The organism is Streptomyces sp. NPDC041940 (genome assembly GCF_055589465.1).
Genome location: NZ_JBVJBP010000012.1, coordinates 44,736 through 68,433 on the forward strand (window position 1 = coordinate 44,736; position 23,698 = coordinate 68,433).

General features: G+C 69.7%; 19 protein-coding genes. 5 read left to right on the forward strand and 14 right to left on the reverse strand.

The window, feature by feature from the left end; genetic code table 11:
- Positions 1 to 122 precede the first annotated feature (122 nt).
- Positions 123 to 2,246 (forward strand): S9 family peptidase, encoded by a 2,124-nt coding sequence (locus tag ACZ6I3_RS21080; protein ID WP_469416419.1) that lies wholly within the window; start codon positions 123 to 125, stop codon positions 2,244 to 2,246.
- Between the two features lie 124 nt (positions 2,247 to 2,370).
- Here ACZ6I3_RS21080 and ACZ6I3_RS21085 read toward each other — a convergent pair whose 3' ends face one another.
- The 8 genes from ACZ6I3_RS21085 to ACZ6I3_RS21120 all read right to left on the reverse strand — a co-directional run bounded on the left by ACZ6I3_RS21085 (position 2,371) and on the right by ACZ6I3_RS21120 (position 13,592).
- The gene (locus ACZ6I3_RS21085; protein WP_469416420.1) at positions 2,371 to 2,781 is read right to left on the reverse strand and encodes a VOC family protein; all 411 of its coding nucleotides are present in this window, start codon (positions 2,779 to 2,781) and stop codon (positions 2,371 to 2,373) included.
- An 83-nt stretch (positions 2,782 to 2,864) separates the two neighbouring features.
- Positions 2,865 to 4,013 carry an ABC transporter ATP-binding protein gene (locus ACZ6I3_RS21090; RefSeq protein ID WP_469416421.1) on the reverse strand — a complete coding sequence of 383 codons (1,149 nt, stop codon included), beginning with the start codon at positions 4,011 to 4,013 and terminating at the stop codon, positions 2,865 to 2,867.
- Positions 4,006 to 5,064, reverse strand: coding sequence for an ABC transporter ATP-binding protein (locus ACZ6I3_RS21095; protein ID WP_469416422.1), 1,059 nt, complete (start codon positions 5,062 to 5,064; stop codon positions 4,006 to 4,008). Before ACZ6I3_RS21095 ends, ACZ6I3_RS21090 begins: the two co-directional genes overlap by 8 nt.
- 11 nt (positions 5,065 to 5,075) lie before the next feature.
- Positions 5,076 to 6,038, reverse strand: a complete 963-nt coding sequence (locus ACZ6I3_RS21100) for an ABC transporter permease (RefSeq protein ID WP_469416423.1) — start codon at positions 6,036 to 6,038, stop codon at positions 5,076 to 5,078.
- A complete protein-coding gene (locus tag ACZ6I3_RS21105) occupies positions 6,031 to 6,960 on the reverse strand; it encodes an ABC transporter permease (protein ID WP_469416424.1) in 930 nt (309 codons plus the stop codon). Before ACZ6I3_RS21105 ends, ACZ6I3_RS21100 begins: the two co-directional genes overlap by 8 nt.
- 132 nt (positions 6,961 to 7,092) lie before the next feature.
- A complete protein-coding gene (locus ACZ6I3_RS21110; protein WP_469416425.1) occupies positions 7,093 to 8,706 on the reverse strand; it encodes a peptide ABC transporter substrate-binding protein in 1,614 nt (537 codons plus the stop codon).
- A 609-nt stretch (positions 8,707 to 9,315) separates the two neighbouring features.
- A complete protein-coding gene (gene typA / locus ACZ6I3_RS21115) occupies positions 9,316 to 11,223 on the reverse strand; it encodes a translational GTPase TypA (RefSeq protein WP_469416427.1) in 1,908 nt (635 codons plus the stop codon).
- 260 nt (positions 11,224 to 11,483) lie between these two features.
- Positions 11,484 to 13,592 carry an ABC transporter family substrate-binding protein gene (locus ACZ6I3_RS21120; protein WP_469416428.1) on the reverse strand — a complete coding sequence of 703 codons (2,109 nt, stop codon included), beginning with the start codon at positions 13,590 to 13,592 and terminating at the stop codon, positions 11,484 to 11,486.
- Positions 13,593 to 13,881: 289 nt separating this feature from the next.
- On the opposite strand from ACZ6I3_RS21120, the gene ACZ6I3_RS21125 reads away from it, so the two are divergent.
- From ACZ6I3_RS21125 to ACZ6I3_RS21140, 4 genes are read left to right on the forward strand one after another with little or no spacing between them, the layout of a single operon-like run.
- Entirely contained in the window at positions 13,882 to 14,172 is a 291-nt protein-coding gene (locus tag ACZ6I3_RS21125; protein WP_189723040.1) for a hypothetical protein, read from the forward strand.
- Between the two features lie 55 nt (positions 14,173 to 14,227).
- Positions 14,228 to 15,064, forward strand: coding sequence for a hypothetical protein (locus ACZ6I3_RS21130; RefSeq protein ID WP_469416429.1), 837 nt, complete (start codon positions 14,228 to 14,230; stop codon positions 15,062 to 15,064).
- Between the two features lie 16 nt (positions 15,065 to 15,080).
- Positions 15,081 to 17,021 (forward strand): fumarate reductase/succinate dehydrogenase flavoprotein subunit, encoded by a 1,941-nt coding sequence (locus ACZ6I3_RS21135; RefSeq protein ID WP_469416430.1) that lies wholly within the window; start codon positions 15,081 to 15,083, stop codon positions 17,019 to 17,021.
- A complete protein-coding gene (locus ACZ6I3_RS21140; RefSeq protein WP_469416431.1) occupies positions 17,018 to 17,794 on the forward strand; it encodes a succinate dehydrogenase/fumarate reductase iron-sulfur subunit in 777 nt (258 codons plus the stop codon). Before ACZ6I3_RS21135 ends, ACZ6I3_RS21140 begins: the two co-directional genes overlap by 4 nt.
- Here the strand turns inward: ACZ6I3_RS21140 and ACZ6I3_RS21145 are convergent.
- From ACZ6I3_RS21145 to ACZ6I3_RS21170, 6 genes are all read right to left on the reverse strand, one after another.
- Entirely contained in the window at positions 17,783 to 18,376 is a 594-nt protein-coding gene (locus tag ACZ6I3_RS21145) for a GNAT family N-acetyltransferase (RefSeq protein ID WP_469416432.1), read from the reverse strand. The genes ACZ6I3_RS21140 and ACZ6I3_RS21145 overlap by 12 nt on opposite strands.
- A 20-nt stretch (positions 18,377 to 18,396) precedes the next feature.
- The gene (locus tag ACZ6I3_RS21150; protein WP_469416433.1) at positions 18,397 to 21,033 is read right to left on the reverse strand and encodes a SpoIIE family protein phosphatase; all 2,637 of its coding nucleotides are present in this window, start codon (positions 21,031 to 21,033) and stop codon (positions 18,397 to 18,399) included.
- 252 nt (positions 21,034 to 21,285) lie between these two features.
- Positions 21,286 to 21,729 carry an ATP-binding protein gene (locus ACZ6I3_RS21155; RefSeq protein ID WP_469416434.1) on the reverse strand — a complete coding sequence of 148 codons (444 nt, stop codon included), beginning with the start codon at positions 21,727 to 21,729 and terminating at the stop codon, positions 21,286 to 21,288.
- 122 nt (positions 21,730 to 21,851) lie between these two features.
- Positions 21,852 to 22,304 carry a (deoxy)nucleoside triphosphate pyrophosphohydrolase gene (locus ACZ6I3_RS21160; protein WP_469416435.1) on the reverse strand — a complete coding sequence of 151 codons (453 nt, stop codon included), beginning with the start codon at positions 22,302 to 22,304 and terminating at the stop codon, positions 21,852 to 21,854.
- Positions 22,305 to 22,415: 111 nt separating this feature from the next.
- A complete protein-coding gene (locus ACZ6I3_RS21165) occupies positions 22,416 to 22,601 on the reverse strand; it encodes an SPOR domain-containing protein (RefSeq protein WP_215118789.1) in 186 nt (61 codons plus the stop codon).
- A gap of 341 nt (positions 22,602 to 22,942) precedes the next feature.
- Entirely contained in the window at positions 22,943 to 23,695 is a 753-nt protein-coding gene (locus ACZ6I3_RS21170; protein WP_469416436.1) for a GntR family transcriptional regulator, read from the reverse strand.
- Positions 23,696 to 23,698: the final 3 nt, after the last annotated feature.

The window sequence follows — 23,698 nt, forward strand, 5'->3', positions numbered from 1 at the left end:
TAAATCCGTACGTCAGCCAGCAGGTTCATACCCACTATGCGACATTGATCATAACTATCCGTCCGTGCGCATCGCTCGGCGCACGGCCGCACAAGGGGGCGCATGGCCAATATGGTCAGGGCATGACGACCGAGCCTGACTCCTTCCCCCGCCGGCACGCCCGCACGCAGCGCTTCACGCTCGGCGCGCCGCGTTCGTTCAGTGTGGCGCCCGACGGTTCACGTGTGGTGTTCCTGCGCTCCAGCTCCGGTACGGACCGGGCGAGTTCGCTGTGGGTCCTCGACACGCAGGGGGGCGGAGAGCGTGTGGCCGCCGACCCGGGCGCGCTGCTGGGCGGTGCCTCGGAGGATCTGTCGCCCGAGGAGCGGGCGCGGCGTGAGCGCAGTCGCGAGGGCGGGGCGGGCATCGTCGGGTACGCCACCGACTCGGCCGTCGAGCTGGCCTCTTTCGCCTTGTCGGGGCGGCTTTTCGCGGCCGAGCTGCGGGCCGGGACGGCGCGTGGACTGCCCACGCCCGGGCCGGTGATCGACCCGCGTCCGTCACCCGACGGGAGGCACATCGCCTACGTCGCGCAGGGTTCCCTGCGGGTGGTGGGCGCCGAGGGGGACGGCGACCGGGCGCTCGCCGAGCCGGAGTCGGAGAATGTCTCATTCGGGCTCGCCGAATTCATCGCGGCCGAGGAGATGGGGCGTTCGCGCGGCTTCTGGTGGGCTCCGGAGTCGGACCGGCTGCTCGTGGCGCGGGTGGACGACACGCCGGTGGACCGGTGGTGGATCTCCGATCCGGCGCATCCGCGGCGGGAGCCGCAGCGGGTGGCGTATCCGGCGGCGGGCACCGGCAACGCGGAGGTGCGGCTGTTCGTGATCGGCCTGGACGGGGTGCGCACGGAGGTCGCCTGGGACCGGGCGCGGTATCCGTATCTGGCGCATGTCCACTGGTCAGCGGCGGGCGCGCCGCTGCTGCTCGTACAGGCGCGCGACCAGCGCAGCCAGCTGATCCTGGCCGTGGATCCGGAGTCGGGCGCGACGCGGATGGTGCACGCCGACGAAGATCGAACATGGCTTGATCTTTTCCCCGGGGTGCCGTGCTGGAGCCCGTCCGGGCAGTTGGTCCGGATCGCGGACGAGGGCGGTGCGCGGGTGCTGGCGGTCGGGGAACGGCCGCTCACGGGAGCGCAGTTGCACGTCCGGGCCGTGCTGGACGTCTCCGACGACGACGTGCTGGTCTCGGCGTCGGCGGGCGAGGAGGCCGGCGAGGCGGAGACGGGCCAGGTGCATGTGTACCGGGTGAACGAGCTGGGCCTGGAGCGGGTGTCGCAGGAGCCGGGCGTGCACTCGGCGGTGCGGGCCGGGGATGTCACGGTTCTGGTCTCGGCGACGCTGAATCGGCCAGGTGTGCGGGTGCAGGTGCTGCGCGACGGAAAACCGACGGCGAGTGTCCCCTCTTACGCCGAAGACCCTGGTATGTCCCCCCGCGTGACGCTCACCGAGGGGGGCGCACGCCGCATCCCGTGCGCCGTGCTTATGCCTCGGGACTACGCCGGTGACACCCCCCTGCCGGTGCTCATGGACCCCTATGGCGGGCCGCACGGGCAGCGGGTGGTCGCCGCGCACAACCCGCACCTCACCTCGCAGTGGTTCGCGGACCAGGGCTTCGCGGTGGTCGTCGCGGACGGCCGGGGCACTCCGGGCCGCTCCCCCGCCTGGGAGAAGGCGATCCACCACGACTTCACCCTGTCCCTGGACGATCAGGTGGAGGCCCTCCAGGACCTCGCGACCCGCCATCCCCTGGACCTCTCCCGGGTGGCGATCCGCGGCTGGTCCTTCGGCGGCTATCTGGCGGGCCTGGCGGTCCTGCGGCGCCCTGACGTCTTCCACGCGGGCATCGCCGGCGCGCCCGTGACGGACTGGAGCCTCTACGACACCCACTACACCGAGCGCTACCTGGGGACCCCGGCGGAGCACCCGGAGTCGTACGCGGGCAGCTCCCTGGTGACCGCCGACGGTCTGTCCTCCCCCGCCGAGCCGCAGCGCCCCCTGATGGTCGTGCACGGCCTCGCCGACGACAACGTGGTCGTCGCCCACGCCCTGCGCCTCTCCTCGGCCCTCCTGGCCGCCGGCCGCCCGCACGAGGTGCTGCCGCTGTCCGGGGTCACGCACATCACCCCCCAGGAACAGGTCGCGGAGAACCTGCTCCTCCTCCAGGTCGACTTCCTGAAGCGCTCCCTGGGCATCTCCACCGCCTGAGCACACGGCAGCGGGCCGGGGCGACATGGCGCGCCCCGGCCCGCTTACGGCACCCGCACGGCCGTACGCTGTCCAGCCTGACGCGTCCGTATATCGGGACCGGGTCGGCGAAGTTGCTTGCGTGTTAACGCAGTTGACGGGGGTTTGTAGGCACTTGGGAGGCCACCAGCTCGGCTTCGAACCCGTCGGTGTTGGCGAGGTAGGCGGCGTGGTGTTCCGGGCCCCCGGCGTGGGGATAGCGGTCGGCGAAGAGGGGCGTCCAGCCGTGTGCGGGCGCCTCGCGGGCCAGCGCGTCGACCTCCGCGGCTGTCCCGGCGTGGAACGCCAGGTGGTTGAGGCCGGGCCGCCTGCGGTCGTGCTCGAGTCCCCGCAGGGCAGGGGACTGCTCGACGACGAGGTACGTCGCGCCCAGGCGCCAGCTGCGGCCGTGCTCCCACTCCTGGTAGGGGCCGTAGCCGAGGCTGGCCAGGAGCCAGCCCCACTCGCGGGTCGCCCGGGGCAGGTCGGGGACCCAGAGTTCGATGTGGTGCAGCATTCCTGACCTCTGTCGGAAAACGCCGGTTCCCGGCGCCCTCGTCCGAGGGGGCCGGGAACCGGTCGGGACGTCGTGCGTGGTCGTCAGGCCGCGTGGACCACGTCCTTCTCCTCCGCGAAGTGGCAGGCCGACTCGTGCGCCGCCGGGGTGTCCGCGTCCTCGAAGCGCGCGGGGATCGCCAGCAGGGGCACTTCCTCGGCGCACCTGTCCTGCGCCTTCCAGCAGCGGGTACGGAACCGGCAGCCGGAGGGCGGGTTGGCCGGGGACGGCACGTCGCCGGTCAGGATGATCCGCTCGCGGCCTTCACGGGCCTCCGGATCCGGCACCGGGACCGCCGACAGCAGCGCCTGGGTGTAGGGATGCGTCGGGTGGTCGTAGATCTGCTCGTCGGTTCCGATCTCGGCCATCTTGCCGAGGTACATGACCCCGACCCGGTCCGAGATGTGCCGGACGATCGACAGGTCGTGCGCGATGAAGAGGTAGGAGAGGTTGAACTCGTCCTGGAGCTTCTCCATCAGGTTGATGACCTGCGCCTGGACGGACACGTCCAGCGCGGAGACCGGCTCGTCGCAGATGATGATCTCGGGGTTGAGCGCGAGGCCGCGGGCGATGCCGATGCGCTGGCGCTGACCGCCCGAGAACTGGTGCGGATAGCGGTTGATGTACTCGGGGTTGAGGCCGACGACGTCCAGAAGTTCCTGGACCTTGCGGCGGCGGTCGCCCTTGGGAGCCACCTCGGGGTGGATCTCGAAGGTCTCCCCGATGATGTCGCCCACCGTCATACGGGGGTTGAGCGAGGTGTACGGGTCCTGGAACACCATCTGGATGTTCCGGCGCACCGCCTTCAGCGCACGCCCGGACAGCTTGGTGATGTCCTGGCCCTTGTAGAAGATCTCGCCCGCGGTCGCCTTCTCCAGCATCATCAGCAGCTTGGCGACCGTGGACTTGCCGCAGCCGGACTCGCCCACGATGCCGAGCGTCTCGCCCTGGTAGAGGTCGAAGGAGATGCCGTCGACCGCCTTGACCGCCCCGACCTGCTTCTTGAAGAGGACGCCCTGGGTGAGCGGGAAGTGCTTCACCAGGTTGCGCACCTGCAGGATCGGCTCGCCCCGCTCGACCGGCGCCTCGATCGCGGCGACCGCCTCCGTCTCGGAGTGGGCGTCGACGACCTCGACCTCGGAGACGTTCGGCGTGGCGTCCTGCGGCTCGTCGGATTTGCTGAGCTCAGCCATGGATCGTCTCCTTCCAGAAGTGGCAGGCCGATCCGCGGCCGGCCAGCTCGGTGCCGTCCTGCTCGGCGACCGGGTGCAGCGCCGGAATGTCCGTACGGCAGACGTCCTCGGCCTGGGGGCAGCGCGGGTTGAAGGCGCAACCGGTCGGGATGCGCAGCAGGTTGGGCGGCAGACCCTTGATCGCGTACAGCTCCTGGCCCTTCTGGTCCAGGCGCGGGATCGAGTCCAGCAGACCCTTGGTGTACGGGTGCGCGGGCCGCTTGTACAGCTCGTGCACCGGGGCGGTCTCCACGATCCGGCCCGCGTACATCACCGCGATCTTGTCCGCGACGTCGGCGACGACGCCGAGGTCGTGGGTGATCAGGATGAGACCCATGTTGTACTCGCGCTGCAGCTCCGCGAGCAGGTCCATGACCTGGGCCTGGACCGTGACGTCGAGGGCCGTGGTCGGCTCGTCGGCGATGATCAGGTCCGGCTCCAGGGCGAGCGCCATCGCGATCATGATGCGCTGGCGCATACCGCCGGAGAACTGGTGCGGGTAGTCGTTCACCCGGGCCGCGGCGGCCGGGATCTTCACCCGGTCCATCAGCTCGATCGACTTGGCCTTGGCGTCCTTCTTGGACATGCCCTGGTGGACACGGAACATCTCGCTGAGCTGATAGCCCACGGTGAGCACCGGGTTCAGCGAGGACAGCGCGTCCTGGAAGATCATCGCGATCTTGCGGCCGCGGATCTTGCGCCGCTCCTCGTTGGACATCTTCAGCATGTCCTGGCCGCGGAAGAGGATCTCCCCCTTCGGGATGCGGCCGGGCGGCATGTCGAGGATGCCCATGATCGCCTGCGCGGTCACGGACTTGCCGGAGCCGGACTCGCCGAGCACGGCGAGCGTCTCGCCCGCGGCGACGGAGTAGTTGACGCCGTTGACGGCCTTGGCGACGCCGTCACGGGTGCGGAACTCCACGTGCAGGTCGCGGACTTCGAGCAACGGACGGCCCGCGTCCTGCGCGCCGTCGGGCGCGGGACTCCCGGCCACTTCATCGATGATGGTCACGTACGCCTCCCTCAGCGCAGCTTGGGGTCGAGGGCGTTGCGTACAGCATCGCCGAACATCAGGAACGAGAGCACCGTGATCGAGACCATCACCGACGGGATGATCAGGGTGTGGGGGGCGATACGGAGCTGCTCACGTCCACGCGCCACGTCGCCGCCCCAGGACACCGCCGTGTCTCCGAGGCCCACGCCCAGGAAGGACAGGGTGGCTTCGGCCGCGATGTAGCCGCCGAGCGCGATGGTCGCCACGACGATGATGGGTGCGAGCGCGTTGGGCAGGATGTGCCGGAACAGGATCCGGGACGTCGACGCGCCGAGTGCCTTGGCGGCCACCACGTAGTCCGCCTGCTTGATGGTGATCACGGCGCCGCGGGCGACGCGGGCGATCTGGGTCCAGCCGAGGAAGGCGAGGGCCATGATGACGACCCAGACGGTGCGGTCGTCGAAGGAGTTGAGCACCACCAGGGCACCGAGCAGGAACGGGATACCGAGGAAGATGTCGGTGATCCGCGAGAGCAGGGTGTCGGTCCAGCCGCCGAAGTAGCCGGCGATCATGCCGATGACCGTGCCGATGACGGTGACGGCGACGGTGACACCCACGGCGACGGTGATCGAGGCGCGGGCACCGTAGACGACCCGTGCGTAGATCGAGCGGCCCTGGACGTCGTAGCCGAACCAGTCCGGGGCGAAGACGTGGCCCCAGTTCGGCTTGCCGAGGTAGTGCTTGGCCAGATCGGCGTCGCGCGGCGAGGCGCTGGTGAACAGTCCCGGCCAGATCGACATCACCAGCAGGAACACGATCAGCACGGCCGACACCAGGAACAGCGGGTTGCGCCGCAGGTCGTGCCAGGCGTCGGACCAGAGGCTGCGCGCCTTCTCGGGAGCCGGGCCGGAGTCGGTCACGACGACGCCCGCGGTGCTCACGGTGTCACCGGGAAGGGCTTCGACCTTCTTCTCGACGGTTTTGTCAGGCATACCGGATCCTCGGGTCCAGGACCGCGTAGAGCAGGTCCACGATCAAGCTGGCAGCGAGGTAGATGAGCACCATCAGCGAGGCGATTCCCACGACCGTGGCGCCCTCGCGCCGGCTGAGGGCGTCGTAGATCTCGATACCGATGCCCCGCACGTTGAAGATGCCCTCGGTCACGATGGCGCCGGTCATCAGGCTGCCGATCTCGATACCGAGGAAGGTGACCACGGGAATCAGCGAGTTGCGCATCAGGTGGACACCGACGACACGGCGGCGCGGCAGCCCCTTGGCCACGGCGGTGCGGATGTAGTCGGAGCGCAGGTTCTCCGCGATCGAGGTGCGGGTCAGCCGGGCGACATAGGCGAGCGACAGCGACGCCAGCACCGTCGCGGGAAGCGCGAGCTGGGAGAAGTTCGTGGAATCGGTCACCGTCGGCGTCGTGACCTGCCACTTGAACGCGAGCAGGTACTGCAGCAGGAAGCCCAGCACGAAGGACGGCATCGAGACGAGGACCAGCGTCAGCGTCAGCAGTCCGCGGTCCCGCAGCGTGTCGGGGCGCAGGCCGGCGACGACGCCGAGGCCGATGCCCACGACCGTGACGAAGGTGAAGGCGAAGAGCGTCAGTCTGATCGTCACCGGGAACGCGTCGGCGATGACGTCCGCGATGGGCCGCTGACTGGCGATCTGGGTACCGAAGTCGCCCTGGAACAGCCCGATCATGTAGTTCGCGTACTGCTGAATGAGCGGCTGATCGAGACCGAGGTCCTTCTTGATGCTCGCGACCACCGTCGGGTCGTACGCCTGATCCCCCATCATCGCCCGGACGGGATCGCCGGGCAGGGCGTACATCATGCAGAAGATGAGCAGGGTTGACCCGATGAAGACCGGGATCATCTGGAGCAGTCGTCGTGCGACATAGCGCCCCATAGGTGCCTCCGTGAGGGGTTAACGCAGGTGCGGGGGCCGTCTCTTGGTGACGAGACGGCCCCACGCACCTCCCACCGCCACCGGAGTGGCGGCGGGCTTACGGCCTAGTGGGAAGAGCCTGCGAGGCTCCTCTTACTTGGTGGTGACGGCCCACACTTCGAGGTCACCGTGGAAGTCGACGTTGACGTTGTCGACGTTCTTACCGTGGCCGCCGTTGATGCGGTAGTACCAGAGCGGGATGGCCGGCATGTGCTCGACCAGCTTCTTCTCGACCTCCTGGAAGGCCTTCACCGACTCGTCGAGGGACTTGGCGTTGTCGGCCTTGTTCATCAGCCCGTCGATCTCCTTGTTGGAGAAGCGACCGTTGTTGGCCTCGGCGGTGGTGTGGTACAGCTCCTTCATGAAGTTGGCGTTGACCGGGTAGTCGGCGACCCAGCCACCGCGGTACATGCCCTTCACCTGGTCGTTGTCACGAGCCTCGAGGTCCGTGGCGAAGTCGGGCTTCGGGTCGCCGACGCAGTCGACGCCGGTGGCCTTGCGGATGGACTCGCAGACCGCGGTCACCCACTCCTTGTGCCCACCGTCGGTGTTGTACTGGACGGTGAACTTGTTGCCCGGAACGCCACCGCCCTCCTCGATGAGCTGCTTGGCCTTCTTCGGGTTGTACGTGAACACGTCGGTGTCCAGGTTCTGGTTGCCCTTGACGCCGGGCGGCGTGAAGCCCTTGGCCGGCGTACGGGTGTTGTTCAGAACCGTCTTGGTGATCGTGTCACGGTCGATCGCCATCGACAGACCCTGCAGGACCTTCGGGTCGATGTCCTTGAAGGTCTTCGAGTAGAACGCCGGCGTCAGCGTCTGGATGGCCGCGTACGGCTGCTCGATGGCGCCGCCGCCCAGGTCCTGCTTGTACTTCGGCAGGTCCGTCGGGCCGACCTGGCGGATCATGTCCAGGTTGCCGGAGACGACGTCCTTGTAGGCGGCCTCGAGCGTCGTGTAGGCCTTGAACTGGACGCCCTTGTTCTTCGCCTTGTTCGGGCCCTGGTACTCGTCCCAGGCCTTGACCTGGATGAGCTTCTTGTGGTTCCACTTCTCGAACTTGTAGGGACCGTTGCCGACCGGCTTCTGGCCGAAGGCCTTCGGGTCGTCGTAGAAGACCTTGGGCAGCGGGGCCCACGTGGTGTAGCCGAGCTTGTAGTTGAAGTACGGCATGGTGTTCTTCAACTCGATGGTGAAGGTGTGGTCGTCCACGGCCTTCAGACCGGACATGGTCTCGGCCTTCGGGTCACCCTTCTCCGGGTGGACATCGTCGTAGCCCTTGATGTCCTGGAACCAGAAGGAGTTCTGCTGGTTGTTCTTGATGTTGGCGTACCAGTTCCAAGCGTCGATGTACGACTTGGAGGTGACTTCCTCGCCGTTGTGGAACTTCCAGCCCTTCTTGAGCTTGACCGTCCACGTCTTGGAGTCGTCGGTGGTGACCGACTCCGCGTTCGTGTAGACGATCTCGCCCTTGGAGTCGAAGTCCAGCAGCTGCGTGAACAGGGACTGGATGACGTACGAGCCGTTGCTCTCGTTGGTGTCAGCCGGGATCAGCGGCTTCTGGGGCTCACCGACGTCGATCGAGACGTATCCGGCCGGCCCGGAACCCTTGCTGTTCCCCTCGCCGTCACTGTCGCCGCCGCAGGCGGTGGCGGCCAGTGCGACGACTATCGCCCCCGCGACCCACTTGGCGCTCCTGGCACCGCGCATGGGTTCCTCCTATGAAGTCATTGGTTCACCGCGAAGGGAGCACAGGACAGATCACGGCGCCCGCCCGTCGCCGGTGCCGGAAAGTGTCGAGTGCCCCCGCGCTCGTGAGTCGCGCCGCTGCCGGCTACTGACCCGTACATCCGAGCTCTACGCGCCTAACTATCTGCCAAACACCGAGGCCGAACCACACCCACGAGGTCTCGGTTCGATCACAGCTCGCGTATACATCTTCCAAAATCCGGACAAAGGGTTTGGTGAAAGATCCCTGCGAAACGGACTTGTTACACATCTATCGGTAGCGGGTGTCCGTATTCCGGACGCACGAATGAGATAAACGGGTTGCGACTCCCGTGGCTGCCGTGCAGGGTGCCCCCGGGCAGCTGTCGCCCTCTCAAAAGGCCTCCGCCGCAAGGCCGTTGTACGGCACCGAATCCGGGCAGGGCGAAGCACTTCCGCGACAGGCTAGTGGGAGCGGGGCGTTCCGGACGGCCTTCCCCGGCAAATCGAGGGTTTTCCCTCACCCTTCCCCTCGTGTCGCCTCTTCTTCACGACGACGACGCCGGGCACCCCGCGATGCGGGGTGCCCGGCGTCGTCGTGCGTGGCAGGCGTCAGCCGTGCTTGGCGCGGCTCGCGGCGCGGGCGCGCTCGCGGGCGTCCAGGTTCACCTTGCGGATGCGCACGGCCTCCGGGGTGACCTCGACGCACTCGTCGTCGCGGCAGAACTCCAGGGACTGCTCCAGGGAGAGCTTGCGCGGCGGCACGATCGCCTCGAACGAGTCGGCCGAGGAGGACCGCATGTTCGTGAGCTTCTTCTCCTTGGTGATGTTGACGTCCATGTCGTCGGCGCGGGAGTTCTCGCCGACGATCATGCCCTCGTACACCTCGGTGCCCGGCTCGGTGAAGAGCACGCCGCGCTCCTGGAGGTTGGTCATCGCGAACGCGGTGACGGCACCGGAGCGGTCGGCGACCAGGGAGCCGTTGTTACGGGTCTGGAGCGTGCCGAACCAGGGCTCGAAGCCCTCGTGGATGGAGTGGCCGATGCCGGTGCCGCGGGTCTGGGTCAGGAACTCGGTCCGGAACCCGATGAGACCGCGCGACGGCACCACGAACTCCATGCGGACCCAGCCGGAGCCGTGGTTGGACATGTTGTCCATGCGGCCCTTGCGCACGCCCATGAGCTGCGTGACGGCGCCCATGTGCTCCTCGGGCACGTCGATCGTCATGCGCTCGACGGGCTCGTGCGTCTTGCCGTCGACCTCCTTGGTGACGACCTGCGGCTTGCCGATGGTCAGCTCGAAGCCTTCCCGGCGCATCGTCTCGACCAGGATGGCGAGCGCGAGCTCACCACGGCCCTGGACCTCCCAGGCGTCCGGCCGCTCGGTGTCCAGCACCCGGAGGCTGACGTTACCGATCAGCTCGCGGTCGAGGCGGTCCTTGACCTGGCGGGCGGTGACCTTGCGGTCCTTGACGGCGCCCTTGTTGTCGGCACCCTTGCCGGTGGCGCCACGGCCGACCAGCGGGGAGGTGTTGGTGCCGATGACCATGGAGATCGCGGGCTGGTCGACCGTGATCAGCGGCAGCGCGACCGGGTTCTCCGGGTCCGCCAGGGTCTCGCCGATCATGATGTCGGGGATACCGGCGACCGCGCAGATGTCACCGGGGCCGGCCACCTCCGCGGGCTTGCGGGTGAGCGCCTCGGTCATCATCAGCTCGGTGATGCGGACGTTGCTGACGGACCCGTCGCGCTTCATCCACGCGACCGTCTGGCCCTTGCGCAGCTCGCCCTGCTCGACGCGGAGCAGCGCGATACGGCCGAGGAAGTTGTCGGCGTCCAGGTTGGTGACGTGGGCCTGGAGCGGGGCGGCCTCGTCGTACGTCGGGGCCGGGATGTGCTCCAGGATCGTGGAGAAGAACGGCTCCAGGCTGGTGGAGTCGGCGGGGACCGTGCCGTTGTCCGGCTTGGTCAGCGAGGCGATGCCGTCGCGGCCACAGGCGTAGACGATCGGGAACTCGATCTGCTCCTCGTCGGCGTCCAGGTCGAGGAAGAGGTCGTAGGTCTCGTTGACGACCTCGTCGATCCGGGAGTCCGGGCGGTCCGTCTTGTTGATGCACAGGATGACGGGCAGACGCTGCTGCAGCGCCTTGCGCAGCACGAAGCGGGTCTGCGGCAGCGGGCCCTCGGAGGCGTCGACGAGCAGGACGACACCGTCGACCATCGACAGACCGCGCTCGACCTCACCACCGAAGTCGGCGTGGCCGGGGGTGTCGATGATGTTGATGGTGATGACGTCCCCCCCGTCCTTCGGGTGGTACTTCACCGCCGTGTTCTTGGCCAGGATCGTGATGCCCTTCTCACGCTCCAGGTCGTTCGAGTCCATCATGCGGTCGTCGACGCCTTCGAGCTGGTGGGCGGCGAAGGCACCGGCCTGCTTCAGCATGCCGTCGACGATGGTGGTCTTGCCGTGGTCGACGTGAGCGACGATAGCGACGTTGCGGATGTCGTGGCGCGTGGCCATATTGCGGCGTTCTCCCGGAGTATGAGGAATGCCCTGCGCGGGACGTCTGCGGTGCGCGGGCCCTGCCGGGCTCAACATGCCACGGCCACTCCCCATGGTACGGGTGCGCGGCCGCTGGGCTTAGCCGGGATACGTCGGCGCAGGTCAGGCGTCCTTCGCGCCTCGGAACAGGGCAGGAAACCGCCGCCGGTGCCTTCCCAGGTCCGCACCTGCCCCTTGGGGCTGCCCGAGTCCCCCGTGTACGGACACCCGGACGGGAGCTACGGGGTGGCGGAGCCCTTCGCCGACGGGCCCGAGGCCGGCTTCGCGCCCTTCTTCAGGAAGCCCATGTCCTCGTAGACCGGAGTGCCGAAGCCGAAGGCGCCGGTGTTGACCAGGTTCTTGCGGGCGGCGATGAGCTGGGGGCGCTGGAAGAGGGGGATCGAGCCGGCCGCCGCCCAGATGCGGGAGTCCGCCTTGCGGATGAGGGAGCGGGACTCGCCCTCGTCGAGGGTGGCCACGGCCTGGTCGAAGAGCTGGTCGACCTGGTCGGTGCCGACGCGGGTGTAGTTCTGCTCGACGTTCAGCGAACCGTCGGCGGCCGGGACGGGCTTGGCGTAGACGGGCCGGGCGTCGGTGGCGGGGAAAGCCGAGGCGGGCCAGGAGTACAGGGCGAGGTCGTACTGGCCGGACGCGATGTGGTCCTTGAAGTAGGACTCGTCGGAGACCTTGGAGATCTGCGTGCCGATGCCGACGCGCTCCAGCATGCGGGCGATGCGGTCGGCCACCGTGCGCAGCGTCTGGGAGCCGGGCCCGGAGGGGAGCACGAAGCGGAGGGTGAGCGGCTTGCCGTTCTTGGCGAGCGGGGCGGCCTCGCGGCCCGCGGGCGCGGCCGTGCCCATGGGGGCGTACGCGCCGGGGGCGCCGCCCTGGTGCGGCTGCTTGTACTGCTTGCCGTCCTGGGCGAGGTGCGCCTGCTCCTCGTCGCGGAGCGCCTTGTCGTCCGAGCCGACGATGTATGCGCCGTCGTCGTTCCGGGACTCGTCCTCGGAGGACTTTCCGGCCTTCTCGCCCTCGGCTCCGGCCGCCTTCTCCCCCTTCTTCTTCTGTTCCTTGATCGGGCCGCCCCGCACCCACCCGGCGTCGGCGAGCAGCGCCTGGGCCTCCTTGGTGTCCTGGCCGCCGAGGGCACCGCTGTTGTCGGCGTAGGCGGCCTGCCCTGACAGGGCGAGGTGGCTGCCGACCGGTACGGCGGGCAGTCCGAGGGGCTTCAGCACGGCCTTGGCCAGTTCCTTGCGGTCCAGGGCGCGGGCGACGGCCCTGCGGACGCGCTCGTCGGCGAGCGGCCCCTCGGCCCCGTTCAGGGCGAGCTGGGTGAAGGCCGGCTCCAGGGACTTGCGCACCTCGAAGCCGCGCAGGGCCTGCTGCTGCCGGGCGCGCTTGGCTTCCGCCTTGCGCGGCTTCTGGTCCGCCTCGGGGCCCATCACCGGGCTGCTGGAGCCCTGAGGGCGGGCGGCGACGGTGATGCGGCGGGCCTCGGAGGGGGCGATCTCGGCCAGATCGAGGGTGCCGGCGGCCAGCTCCTTGGCCCGCTTGTCACGCGGCACCGTGCGCAGCACGATCTCGGAGAGCTTGGCCGGCCGGCCCCACCAGCGCGGGTTGCGGGTGAGGGTGATCTGCTCGTCCTTGCGGCTGAGCTTCTTCACCATGAAGGGACCCGCGGTGACCGTGAGCTTCTTGCGGGCCCCGTCGTTGAAGGAGTCCGGGGTGCCCATGACGTCCTTCGGGTACAGCGGCGAGAACAGGGAGCGCCAGTCGGCGTAGGGGCGGCTGAAGGTGACCCGGACCTCCAGGGCGTTGTCGCCGCGCTCGATCTTCTGGATGCGGTCGTAGCCGGCGTTGCGGGCGGTCCAGTAGGCGGTGTCGTTGCCGGACAGGGCGCGCCACTGGGCGGCGAAGTCGGCGGCGCCGATCTCCCGGCCGTCGCTCCAGACGGCCTGCTGGTCGAGCTTGTAGAGGACGACCTGCTTGGGCTCCGTCTCGACGACCTTGGCGGACTCCAGGTAGGCGGGGTTGGCCTCCGGGCGGCCCTCGGCGTTCGTCCGGAACATCGACGGCAGGACGGCCTGGGCCACGCGGGTGGTGGTGGCGTCGGCGTCCGACTGGAAGGTGTTCAGGGTGTCGGGCACGGAGTCGACGGCCCAGCGCAGGGTTCCGCCGTCGGTGATGCGGTCGCGGGGGGCGGGCTGGATGTCCTGCCCGGCGAGCGGCTTGCCGGCCGGGTCCTCGGAGCCGCATCCGGCGAGCGCGGGTACCGCGAGCACTCCCGCGGTGAGGAGGAAGGCGACCGAGCGCGAGACCGCACGCGGGCCGACGCCGTGCTGGGACATCTGTGCTACCTCCGGAAAGCCGCGGGCGTTATGATCACTTTTGGCGGTATTTGGATTTCATCTGATGTATGCGGCCCACTGAAGAGGAAAGGGTTCGGCAACACAGGGCGACACGGCGGTCACGGTCGGAGAGTCACCCGTGCGGAGCAATACACGGCAAAGCGCACCCATGCGCCTCGGCCAATCGATGCACATCCCTTCACAGCACAAGGTGTGACGCGCAACACTCGCAGGCGCATGAACGTTGCCGCCTTGGGCCTCGAAGGACCCGCGGAAGTGAGGGCAAGTCATGTCCGTTCACGACGAACTGACGTCAGTCCAGCGCAGCCTCGACGACCTGCTCCGGTCGGTGGGGCGCCTGGAGAAGCAGCTCGGCACCGGCGGCCTGGAGATGCGCCGCGTCCGTGCCGACGCGAACCATCTGCGCGAGAGCGTCGCCCTGCTGCGCGACGCCGCCGCCTCGCCGGCCGCACCGAAGCGCCCCGAGCTCGTCACCATCTCGGACGCGCCGTACGACTCCGCCCTGTGGCGCGACTCGGACGACGAGGGGCTCGGCGCCCGGGACCGGCGCGCTCCCTGACCGGTCAGGAGTCGTACGACCGGCACCTCCCCCGAACCCCGACCGGAGTCGTCACGTGACCACTGGTACGGAACCTCCCGCCACCGAACCCCAACCCAGAAGCGGCGGCGTACGGGCGGGTACGCGCGCCGCGATCACCGCCCCGCACCTGCGCACCGACCGCTGGTGGCTGGCCCCGGCCGGCACGGCCGCCGGCCTGCTGGCCTTCATCGTCTACTCGACCTGGCGGGCCTTCGCCGACGCCCACTACTACGCGGCGCCGTACGTCTCGCCCTTCTACTCCCCGTGCCTGGCGGAGCGCTGCGAGCCGATGAAGGCCGGCCCGAACTGGGAGATCTTCGGCAGCTGGTGGGGCATCTCGCCCGCCATCATCATCCTGATCTTCCCGCTCGGCTTCCGGCTGACCTGCTACTACTACCGCAAGGCCTACTACCGGGGCTTCTGGGCGTCCCCGCCGGCCTGCGCGGTGGCCGAGCCGCACAAGAAGTACACCGGCGAGACCCGCTTCCCGCTGATCCTGCAGAACATCCACCGGTACTTCTTCTACGCCGCGCTCGCCGTCGCCGGGATCCTCACGTACGACACCGTCCTCGCCTTCCGCGACGAGAACTACCAGTGGGGCCACATGGGCCTCGGCACCCTCGTGTTCCTCGTCAACATCGTGCTGATCTGGGCGTACACGATCTCCTGCCACTCCTGCCGGCACATCGTCGGCGGCAAGCTCAAGCACTTCTCGAAGCATCCCGTGCGCTACCGGATGTGGCAGTGGGCCGGGAAGCTCAACGCCCGGCACATGCAGCTCGCCTGGGCGTCGCTGGTGAGCGTGGCGCTCGCCGACTTCTACGTCTATCTGGTCGCGTCCGGCGCCTTCGACGATCCGCGGTTCTTCTGATGAGGGGTGCGTACTGATGTCCGTGGTCGACCGGCAGGAGTGGGACGTCGTCGTGGTGGGCGCGGGCGGGGCCGGGCTGCGCGCCGCCATCGAGGCCCGCGAGCGGGGTGCCCGTACGGCCGTGATCTGCAAGTCGCTGTTCGGCAAGGCGCACACCGTGATGGCCGAGGGCGGCATCGCCGCGGCGATGGCCAACGCCAACGAGAACGACACCTGGCAGACCCACTTCCGCGACACCATGCGCGGCGGCAAGTTCCTCAACCAGTGGCGGATGGCCGAGCTGCACGCGCAGGAGGCGCCGCAGCGGGTGTGGGAGCTGGAGACCTGGGGCGCGCTGTTCGACCGCACCAAGGACGGCCGGATCTCCCAGCGCAACTTCGGCGGCCACGAGTACCCGCGCCTCGCCCACGTCGGCGACCGCACGGGCCTGGAGCTGATCCGCACCCTCCAGCAGAAGATCGTCCAGCTGCAGCAGGAGGACTTCAAGGAGACCGGCGACTACGAGTCCCGGCTGAAGGTCTTCCAGGAGTGCACGGTCACGCGCGTGCTGAAGACCGCGGGCGGCCAGGTCTCCGGGGTCTTCGCCTACGAGCGCGAGTCCGGGCGTTTCTTCGTCCTCGAAGCCCCCGCCGTCGTGATCTCGACCGGCGGTATCGGCAAGTCCTTCAAGGTGACGTCGAACTCGTGGGAGTACACCGGCGACGGCCACGCGCTGGCCCTCCTCGCGGGCGCTCCCCTGCTGAACATGGAGTTCGTGCAGTTCCACCCGACCGGCATGGTCTGGCCGCCGTCGGTGAAGGGCATCCTCGTCACCGAGTCGGTGCGCGGCGACGGCGGTGTGCTGCGCAACTCCGACGGCAAGCGGTTCATGTTCGACTACATCCCCGACGTCTTCAAGGACAAGTACGCCGAGTCGGAGGACGAGGGCGACCGCTGGTACGACGACCCGGACAACAACCGGCGTCCCCCCGAGCTGCTCCCCCGCGACGAGGTCGCGCGGGCGATCAACGCCGAGGTGAAGGAGGGGCGCGGCTCGCCGCACGGGGGCGTGTTCCTCGACGTGTCGACGCGCATGCCCGCCGAGGTCATCAAGCGCCGGCTGCCGTCGATGTACCACCAGTTCAAGGAGCTGGCGGACGTCGACATCACGGCGGAGGCGATGGAGGTCGGGCCCACCTGTCACTACGTGATGGGCGGGGTCGCGGTCGAGTCCGACACGGCGGCGGCCCGCGGCGTGCCGGGGCTGTTCGCGGCCGGTGAGGTGGCCGGCGGCATGCACGGCTCCAACCGGCTCGGCGGCAACTCGCTGTCCGACCTGCTGGTGTTCGGCCGCCGGGCGGGCTGGCACGCGGCCGAGTACGCGGCGGGGCTGGCCGGGGCGCGCCCGCCGGTGGACGACGTCCAGATCGACACCGCCGCCGCCGAGGCCCTGCGGCCCTTCTCGGCCGAGGCGGAGACCGAGGAGCCCGCCGGGGGCCCGCCGGAGAACCCGTACACCCTGCACCAGGAACTCCAGCAGACGATGAACGACCTGGTCGGCATCATCCGTCGCGAGCCGGAGATGAAGCAGGCCCTGGAGAAGCTGGCCGAGCTGCGGGTACGGGCGCGCCGGGCCGGGGTCGAGGGACACCGGCAGTTCAACCCGGGCTGGCACCTCGCCCTGGACCTCAGGAACATGCTGCTGGTCAGCGAGTGCGTGGCGCGGGCCGCGCTGGAGCGCACCGAGTCGCGCGGCGGGCACACGCGTGAGGACCACCCGGGGATGGACCGCAAGTGGCGCCGTATCAATCTGCTGTGCGCGCTCACCGACCCGACGGGCGGGCTGGCGGCTGACCCGGTCCGCAGTCAGATCACCCTCAGCAGCGAGACCACCGAACCCGTCCGTGCGGACCTGCTCGCCCTGTTCGACAAGGAGGAGCTGGTGAAGTACCTGGCCGAAGAGGAGCTGTACGAGTGAGCGGCTACGAGGCCCGCTTCAAGGTGTGGCGGGGCGATGTCGGCGGCGGCGGCCTGGAGGACTTCAAGGTCGAGGTGAACGAGGGCGAGGTCGTCCTCGACATCATCCACCGCCTCCAGGCCACGCAGGCCCCCGATCTCGCCGTGCGCTGGAACTGCAAGGCGGGCAAGTGCGGTTCCTGCTCGGCGGAGATCAACGGCCGGCCGCGGCTGATGTGCATGACCCGCATGTCGGTCTTCGACCGCGAGGAGACGATCACGGTGACGCCGCTGCGGGCGTTCCCGGTCGTCCGCGACCTGGTCACCGACGTCGGCTTCAACTACACCAAGGCCAGGGAGGTCCCGGCGTTCGTACCGCCGGACGGGGTCGCGCCCGGCGAGTACCGCATGATGCAGGAGGACGTGGACCGCTCGCAGGAGTTCCGCAAGTGCATCGAGTGCTTCCTGTGCCAGGACACCTGCCATGTCGTCCGCGACCACGAGGAGAACAAACAGGCGTTCGCGGGCCCCCGCTTCCTGATGCGGGTGGCGGAACTCGACATGCACCCCCTCGACGCGGCCTCGGAATCCGGCCTGGACCGCAAGACCACCGCCCAGGACGAACACGGCCTGGGCTACTGCAACATCACCAAGTGCTGCACGGAGGTCTGCCCCGAGGGCATCAAGATCACGGACAACGCGCTGATCCCCCTGAAGGAACGAGCGGTCGACCGCAAGTACGACCCGTTGGTATGGCTGGGCTCGAAGATCAGGAGACGCTCTTCAGCGGGCTGAGGGCCGGGCGGCGCCCTCTGCCAGGTGCCGTACGTGCACATGCCCCTCCAGGGGAAAGTCGGGCGGCTGCGGCGGCCGGACGCCCGTGAGGGGGTAGTGGCTCTTGTGCGCCACTCGGCAGGAGGCCGTGTTGTCGGCGTGGTGCAGGAGTTCGAGGCGGGTCAGGCCGGCTGGGGCGAACGTGGTGAAGGCCCAGTCGGTCAGGGTGTGCAGGGCTCGGGGTGCGATGCCCCGGCCTCGTGCGTGCGGTGCTGTCCAGTAGCCGACCTCGGCGGACGGGGCGCCGGGGGCGATGTCCTTGAGGACGACGTGGCCGGCCGGCAGTCCGGGCCGGCCGGAGGGCTGGATCTCCTCTACGGCGAACGCGTAGCGGCGGTCCTGCTCCCAGCCCTGCTGCTGCTCGCGCAGCCACCGTGCGGCGCTCGTCTCGTCGTGGACAGGGAAGGACGTCCAGCGCCGCAGGGCCTCGTCCCGGCCCAGCGCGGCCAGCCCCGCGGCGTCCGCGGGGGTCCAGGGGCGCAGGACCAGGGCGGGGGCCGTCGGTGTGGCAGCCGCGTACAGCCGTGCGGTGGTCTCGGGCATGCGACGAGCCTACGAAAGCCTCAGAACAGGCTCAGCAGCGCCTCCGCCGGATCTGTCAGCTTCGTTTCGCCGCCGGGCAGGGGGAGTTCGAACCAGACCGTCTTGCCCAGGGGCGTGCGCCGGGAGCCCCACGCGGCGCTGAGCAGGCCGACGAGTTGCAGGCCGCGGCCGCCCTCGTCGGTGTCGCGGGCCCGGCGGCGGCGCGGCTGGACCAGGCCGGAGTCCCAGACCTCGCAGACCAGGGTGCGGTCGAGCAGCAGCCGGAGGCGGATCTCGCCCTCGCCGTAGCGCAGGGCGTTGGTGACCAGCTCGCTGACCAGGAGCTCCGTGGTGTCGACCAGGGGTTCCATGTCCCAGCTGAGGAGTTGGGCGCGGGCGTACTCGCGGGCCCGGCCGACGCTGCGGGGTTCGCGCGGCAGGGTCCAGTCGCCGACGGACTCGGTCGGCAGGCCCTGTACACGTGCCATCAGCAACGCGATGTCGTCCTCGCCGTGGTGGGTGTCGAGGGTGTTGAGAACGTGGTCGCAGACGTCCTCAAGGGGCTGGGCGGGGTCGGACAGGGCGCTGACGAAGGCCTGGAGGCCCTCGTCCAGGGGATGGTCGCGGCTTTCGACCAGTCCGTCCGTGTAGAGCGCGAGCAGCGCGCCCTCGGGGAGTTCGACCTCGACCTCCTCGAAGGGCTCGCCGCCGACCCCGAGCGGCATGCCCGGCGGCACGTCCAGCATCAGCGCGGACTCGCCCGGTTCGACCAGGACGGGCGGCAGATGGCCCGCGTTGGCGAAGGTGCAGCGCCGGGTGACGGAGTCGTAGACGGCGTAGACGCAGGTGGCGAGGTACACCTCCGAGAGGTCCGCCTCACGCGGGCGGCGGGCCGCCCGGGTCGCCTGGGTGACACCCCCGGGGGCGCCGAGGCCGCGGGCGATCTCGTCCAGCTGGGAGAGCACCTCGGCCGGTTCGAGGTCGAGCTGCGCCAGGGTCCTGACCGCCGTGCGGAGTTCGCCCATGGCGACGGCGGCCCGCAGACCGCGGCCCATGACGTCGCCGACGACGAGCGCCGTGCGGTGCCCGGGGAGTTCGATGACGTCGAACCAGTCGCCGCCGACCTCGCTGGGCCGGCCGGTGTTGGCGTTGCCGGGCAGATAGCGGCAGGCGATGTCGAGGCCGGAGGCCTCCGGGTCGCCGGGCGGGAGCAGGGACCGTTGCAGTATCAACGCGCGCTCGTGCTCGCGCCGGTACAGCCGGGCGTTGTCGATGCAGACGGCCGCGCGCGCCGCCAACTCCACCGCGAGGTCCCGGTCCCGGTCGCCGAACGGCTCGCTGCCCTTCGTACGGGCGAACTGCACGAGCCCGACGACGGTGTCGTGGGCGACCATCGGCACGGCGAGCGTGGACTGCACGAGCCCTCCGTCCTCGCCGGGGACGGACTGGGGACGGGCCGTGCGCAGGGCGTCCGCGCAGGGCGAGTTGAACGGGTAGTGGTGGACGGCGCCGACCGGGACGGGCACACCGGTGCCCGCGAAGGGCTCGTCGGAGACGGCACTGGCGAACGCCACCCGGCGCAGCTCGGCGCTGCCGTCGGCGAGCCCGGGCGGGGTCTCGTCGCCCACCAGCAGACCTTGGTAGAGGTCGACGGTGGCCAGGTCGCAGAAGCCGGGCACGACCACGTCGAGGAGCTGCCTGGCCGTGGTCTCCAGGTCGAGGGAGTTGCCGATGCGGGCGCCGGCCTCGTTCAGCAGGGCGAGGTTGCGCCGGGCGGCCGCGGCCTCACGGGCGGCGTCGCGGCGCGAGGTGATGTCGGTGCCGAGCCAGGCGATCCCGATGGGCCGGCCCGAACCGCTGTGCACCCGGTAGAGGTTGACGGACCAGTGGCGGCGCTCCTCGGAACCCGGCACGAAACCGGTGACGTGCATGTCCGTGATGGAGTTGCCGGTCTCCAGCACCCGGCGCAGCGTTGCGGCGACGCGCTCGGCCTCGCCGCGCTGGAGGTAGTCGTGGACGCCCTTGCCGCGGTGGTCGTCGGGCTCGCCGCCGAAGACGGACGCGAACCTCTGGTTGGCGCGGCGGACCCGCAGGTCGGAATCGATCAGCAGGAAACCGAAAGGGGATTGACCGAAAATGGACTGCGAGGCGGCGAGGTCGGTCTCGATGGTGCGCAGCGTGCGGACGTCGACGACGATGCAGACGGCGGCCTTCTCGCCGCCCTCGGTGCGCGTCGGCATGACGTACACCTCGGCGAGTCCCTCATGGCCGCATTCGCCCTCGGCGCCCTCGGGCATCCGGAAGGGCACCACGCCGGTCCACTCGCGGCCGTCCAGGATCTCGGCCATCTTGCGCATGCCCCGCTCGTGATGGCGCGGGTCGATGAAGGCCTCGATCGGGTCCATGCCGACGGCGGTCGCGGCCGAGATGCCGAACAGGTGCTCGGCGCGCAGGCTCCACTGGTCGACCAGCCCGTCGGGGCCGATCGAGAAGGACGCGACCTTGATGTAGTCGTAGATGGATCCCGGGGGACTGCTCTGCCACATGGCGTCCCCGGGCCGCACCCCGTCGGCCGCGAGCGCACCTCCCACCGCGGAGGCCAGGCCGTCCGCGGCCCTGGCCCTCGCGCCGTCCGACGGGTCCTCGGACTCCGTGGCCTTCGCTGGTATCTCGCTCACGCGAACCGTCCCCTCCAGCTCACCGCGTCCGGCACCGGTCACCGGGGGCGGCTGCCCGCAGTATCCAGCACTACGGTGCCGCACAACACGGTGTTCACGATCACAGCACGGTCCCGATGGTTTTCGGTCCGGACCGTGACAACACTTCCAGTCTTCTAACCAGGGGACACGTCGTCGAATCACGTCTTTCGACAACCGCCACTGGCCTGAACCAATCGCTCGACAGTGACAGGGCGTACGTACACCGATTTTTCACCCCGGCACGGCGAGTTCGAACCACACCGTCTTGCCCGCGGCGCCGGGCCGGGTGCCCCAGCGGCGGCAGCAGCGGGCGACCAGTTGCAGTCCGCGGCCGCTCTCGTCCTCGGGCCGGGCGGCGCGCTCGCGGGGCGGGTCGGGGAGCGGGTCGGAGACCTCGACCCGCAGGACGCCGTCCAGGTCGGACGGGCGGACCAGGCGGACCCCGATGGGGCCCGTGGCATGACGCAGGGCGTTGGTGACCAACTCGCTGACCAGCAACGCCGCGAGGTCGGCCAGGCTGTCGAGGTTCCAGTCGCGGAGTTGGCCGCGGACGACCTGGCGGGCGGTGCGTACGGCGCCCGGTTCGGCGGGAAAGGTCCACTCGGCGCAGTCACCTTCGGCGTCGATCACGCCGATCACTTCCCTGACAGAAGCCCCACCCATGTCCGGTTTCATGGGGTTAATGGGCACATACCCGATATCCGGGGTGGAGTACCGCGAGGCAGCGCACAGTGGCACGAAAGGCATAGGGGGCGCCCGCACAGCAACTGCCCGACACCGCACGCCCCCGGACGGCCTCAGGCGCCGGGCACTTCCTCCGCGCCGGGGCCGGAAGGGGTGAGGCCTTCCGCGGCTCCGAGGTGGGCGAGGGTCTGCCGTACGGCTGGAACGTCCTGGTCGAGCCAGCGCACGTCCCAGATCTCGCCGGGGCCGAGCCAGCGCAGTTCGTCGTGGTCCTCAAGGGGCTCGGGGGCGGCGGAGCCGGGGCGCAGCCGTGCGGTCCACACGTGCAGGACGTAGGGCGACTTCAGGGGCCACTCGCCCGGAACGCGTCCGCCGGCCTCGGCGTCGACGCCGAGTTCCTCGCGCAGTTCCCGCACCAGCGCGGCGTCGGCCGTCTCCCCCGGCTCGACCTTGCCGCCGGGCAACTCCCAGCGCCCGGCCAGCTCGACGGGCGCACTGCGCCGGGCCGCCAGCAACCGCCCCCCGTCGACCAGCGCGGCACCTACGACGACGATCCGCTCACTCATGCGGGGAGCCTACGGGAGCACGTCCGGACGCCGACTCCGGACACCGACCACGGACACCGGCTCCGGACACCGACTCAGGGCGTAGGCACCCGGGGGGGGCTCAGTCGCGCGTCACGCGCCCGCCCCGTTCTGCCCCAGCCGCTCGACCCAGTACAGCTGCTTGTGACCGCGGCCGTCGAGGCTGTCCGCGATCTTCTGGGCCTCGGTCCTGGTCGCGTACCGGCCCACCCGGTAGCGGTTGCCGTTGTCGTCTTCTCGTATCACGAGCCAGGGAAGAGTGATCGTGCTGTCGTTCATCGCGCCCCTCCACTTCCCACCCGCGGCCTGTGCCGCGCCCCACCCGCTAAGGAAACCGCAATGCGCATATGCCCGAGCCTACGCCTAACCTTCACGCAGCGAATACGGGTTTTCACAAAGAGGTACGCAACCAGCCAGAACGCAGGGGGCGCGCGCCAGTGAACGCGCCGTCTGAGTGCCTCGACGCATCCGGTCGGAGGCATGCCGCAGACACCACTGTCGACCTGCGAGGACGACGACCGGCAAGGGAATGCGGACCGCCCCGTTCGACGACGGCCGCCTCGGTGATCGTGTGAGCGGGGCGCGCAGGGAGCGCGCCCCGGGACGGATGTGAGCGTTCGCTACTTGACCGGAAGGTGGTAGGCGACCCGGTACCGATCGGCCGGAATGACCACGTCGGCCGTCTCGACCGGGCGGCCGGAGGCGTAGAACGTGCGGTGGACGACCACGACCACATGGCCGGGGACGCCGCCCAGGACGAGCAGCTCCTCGGCGAGCCCGGGACGGGCGCCGACCTCCTCGGTGACGTTGTCCACGATCACCTCGATCGCGCGCATGCGCTCGACGACGCCCATGCCGCCGAGCGGCCCCTCCTCCGGCAGCATCACGGGCGTACGGCCCGTCACGGCGAGCGGCTCCCAGGACGTGGAGAGCATCATCGCCTCGCCGCCCTCGCGGAAGAGGTACCTCGTGCACATCACCCGCTCGCCCGGCTCGATGTCCAGCCGCTCGGCGACCGCGACACTCGCCTCGGACTGCTCGCTGCTCGACTCCCAGGTGCCGCGCCCCTCCCCGTCCGCCTGCTCCTGCCGGAACGGGGTGGCCCCGCCGGGCGGGCGGTATCCGGAGCGGGAGACGCGCCGGGGGACGGGCCGCTCGCGCACATACGTCCCCGAGCCGGAGCGGCCCTCGACCAGGCCCTCCGCCATGAGCACCTTGCGGGCCTCCAGGGCGACGGTGTCCGAGACGCCGTACTCCTGGCGGATTCTGGCCTGCGAAGGGAGCCGGGTGTGCGGTGGCAGCTGACCGTCGACGATCTTCTGTCGGAGATCACCCGCGACGCGCAGGTACGCCGGCTGCTCACCGAATGTCACTGG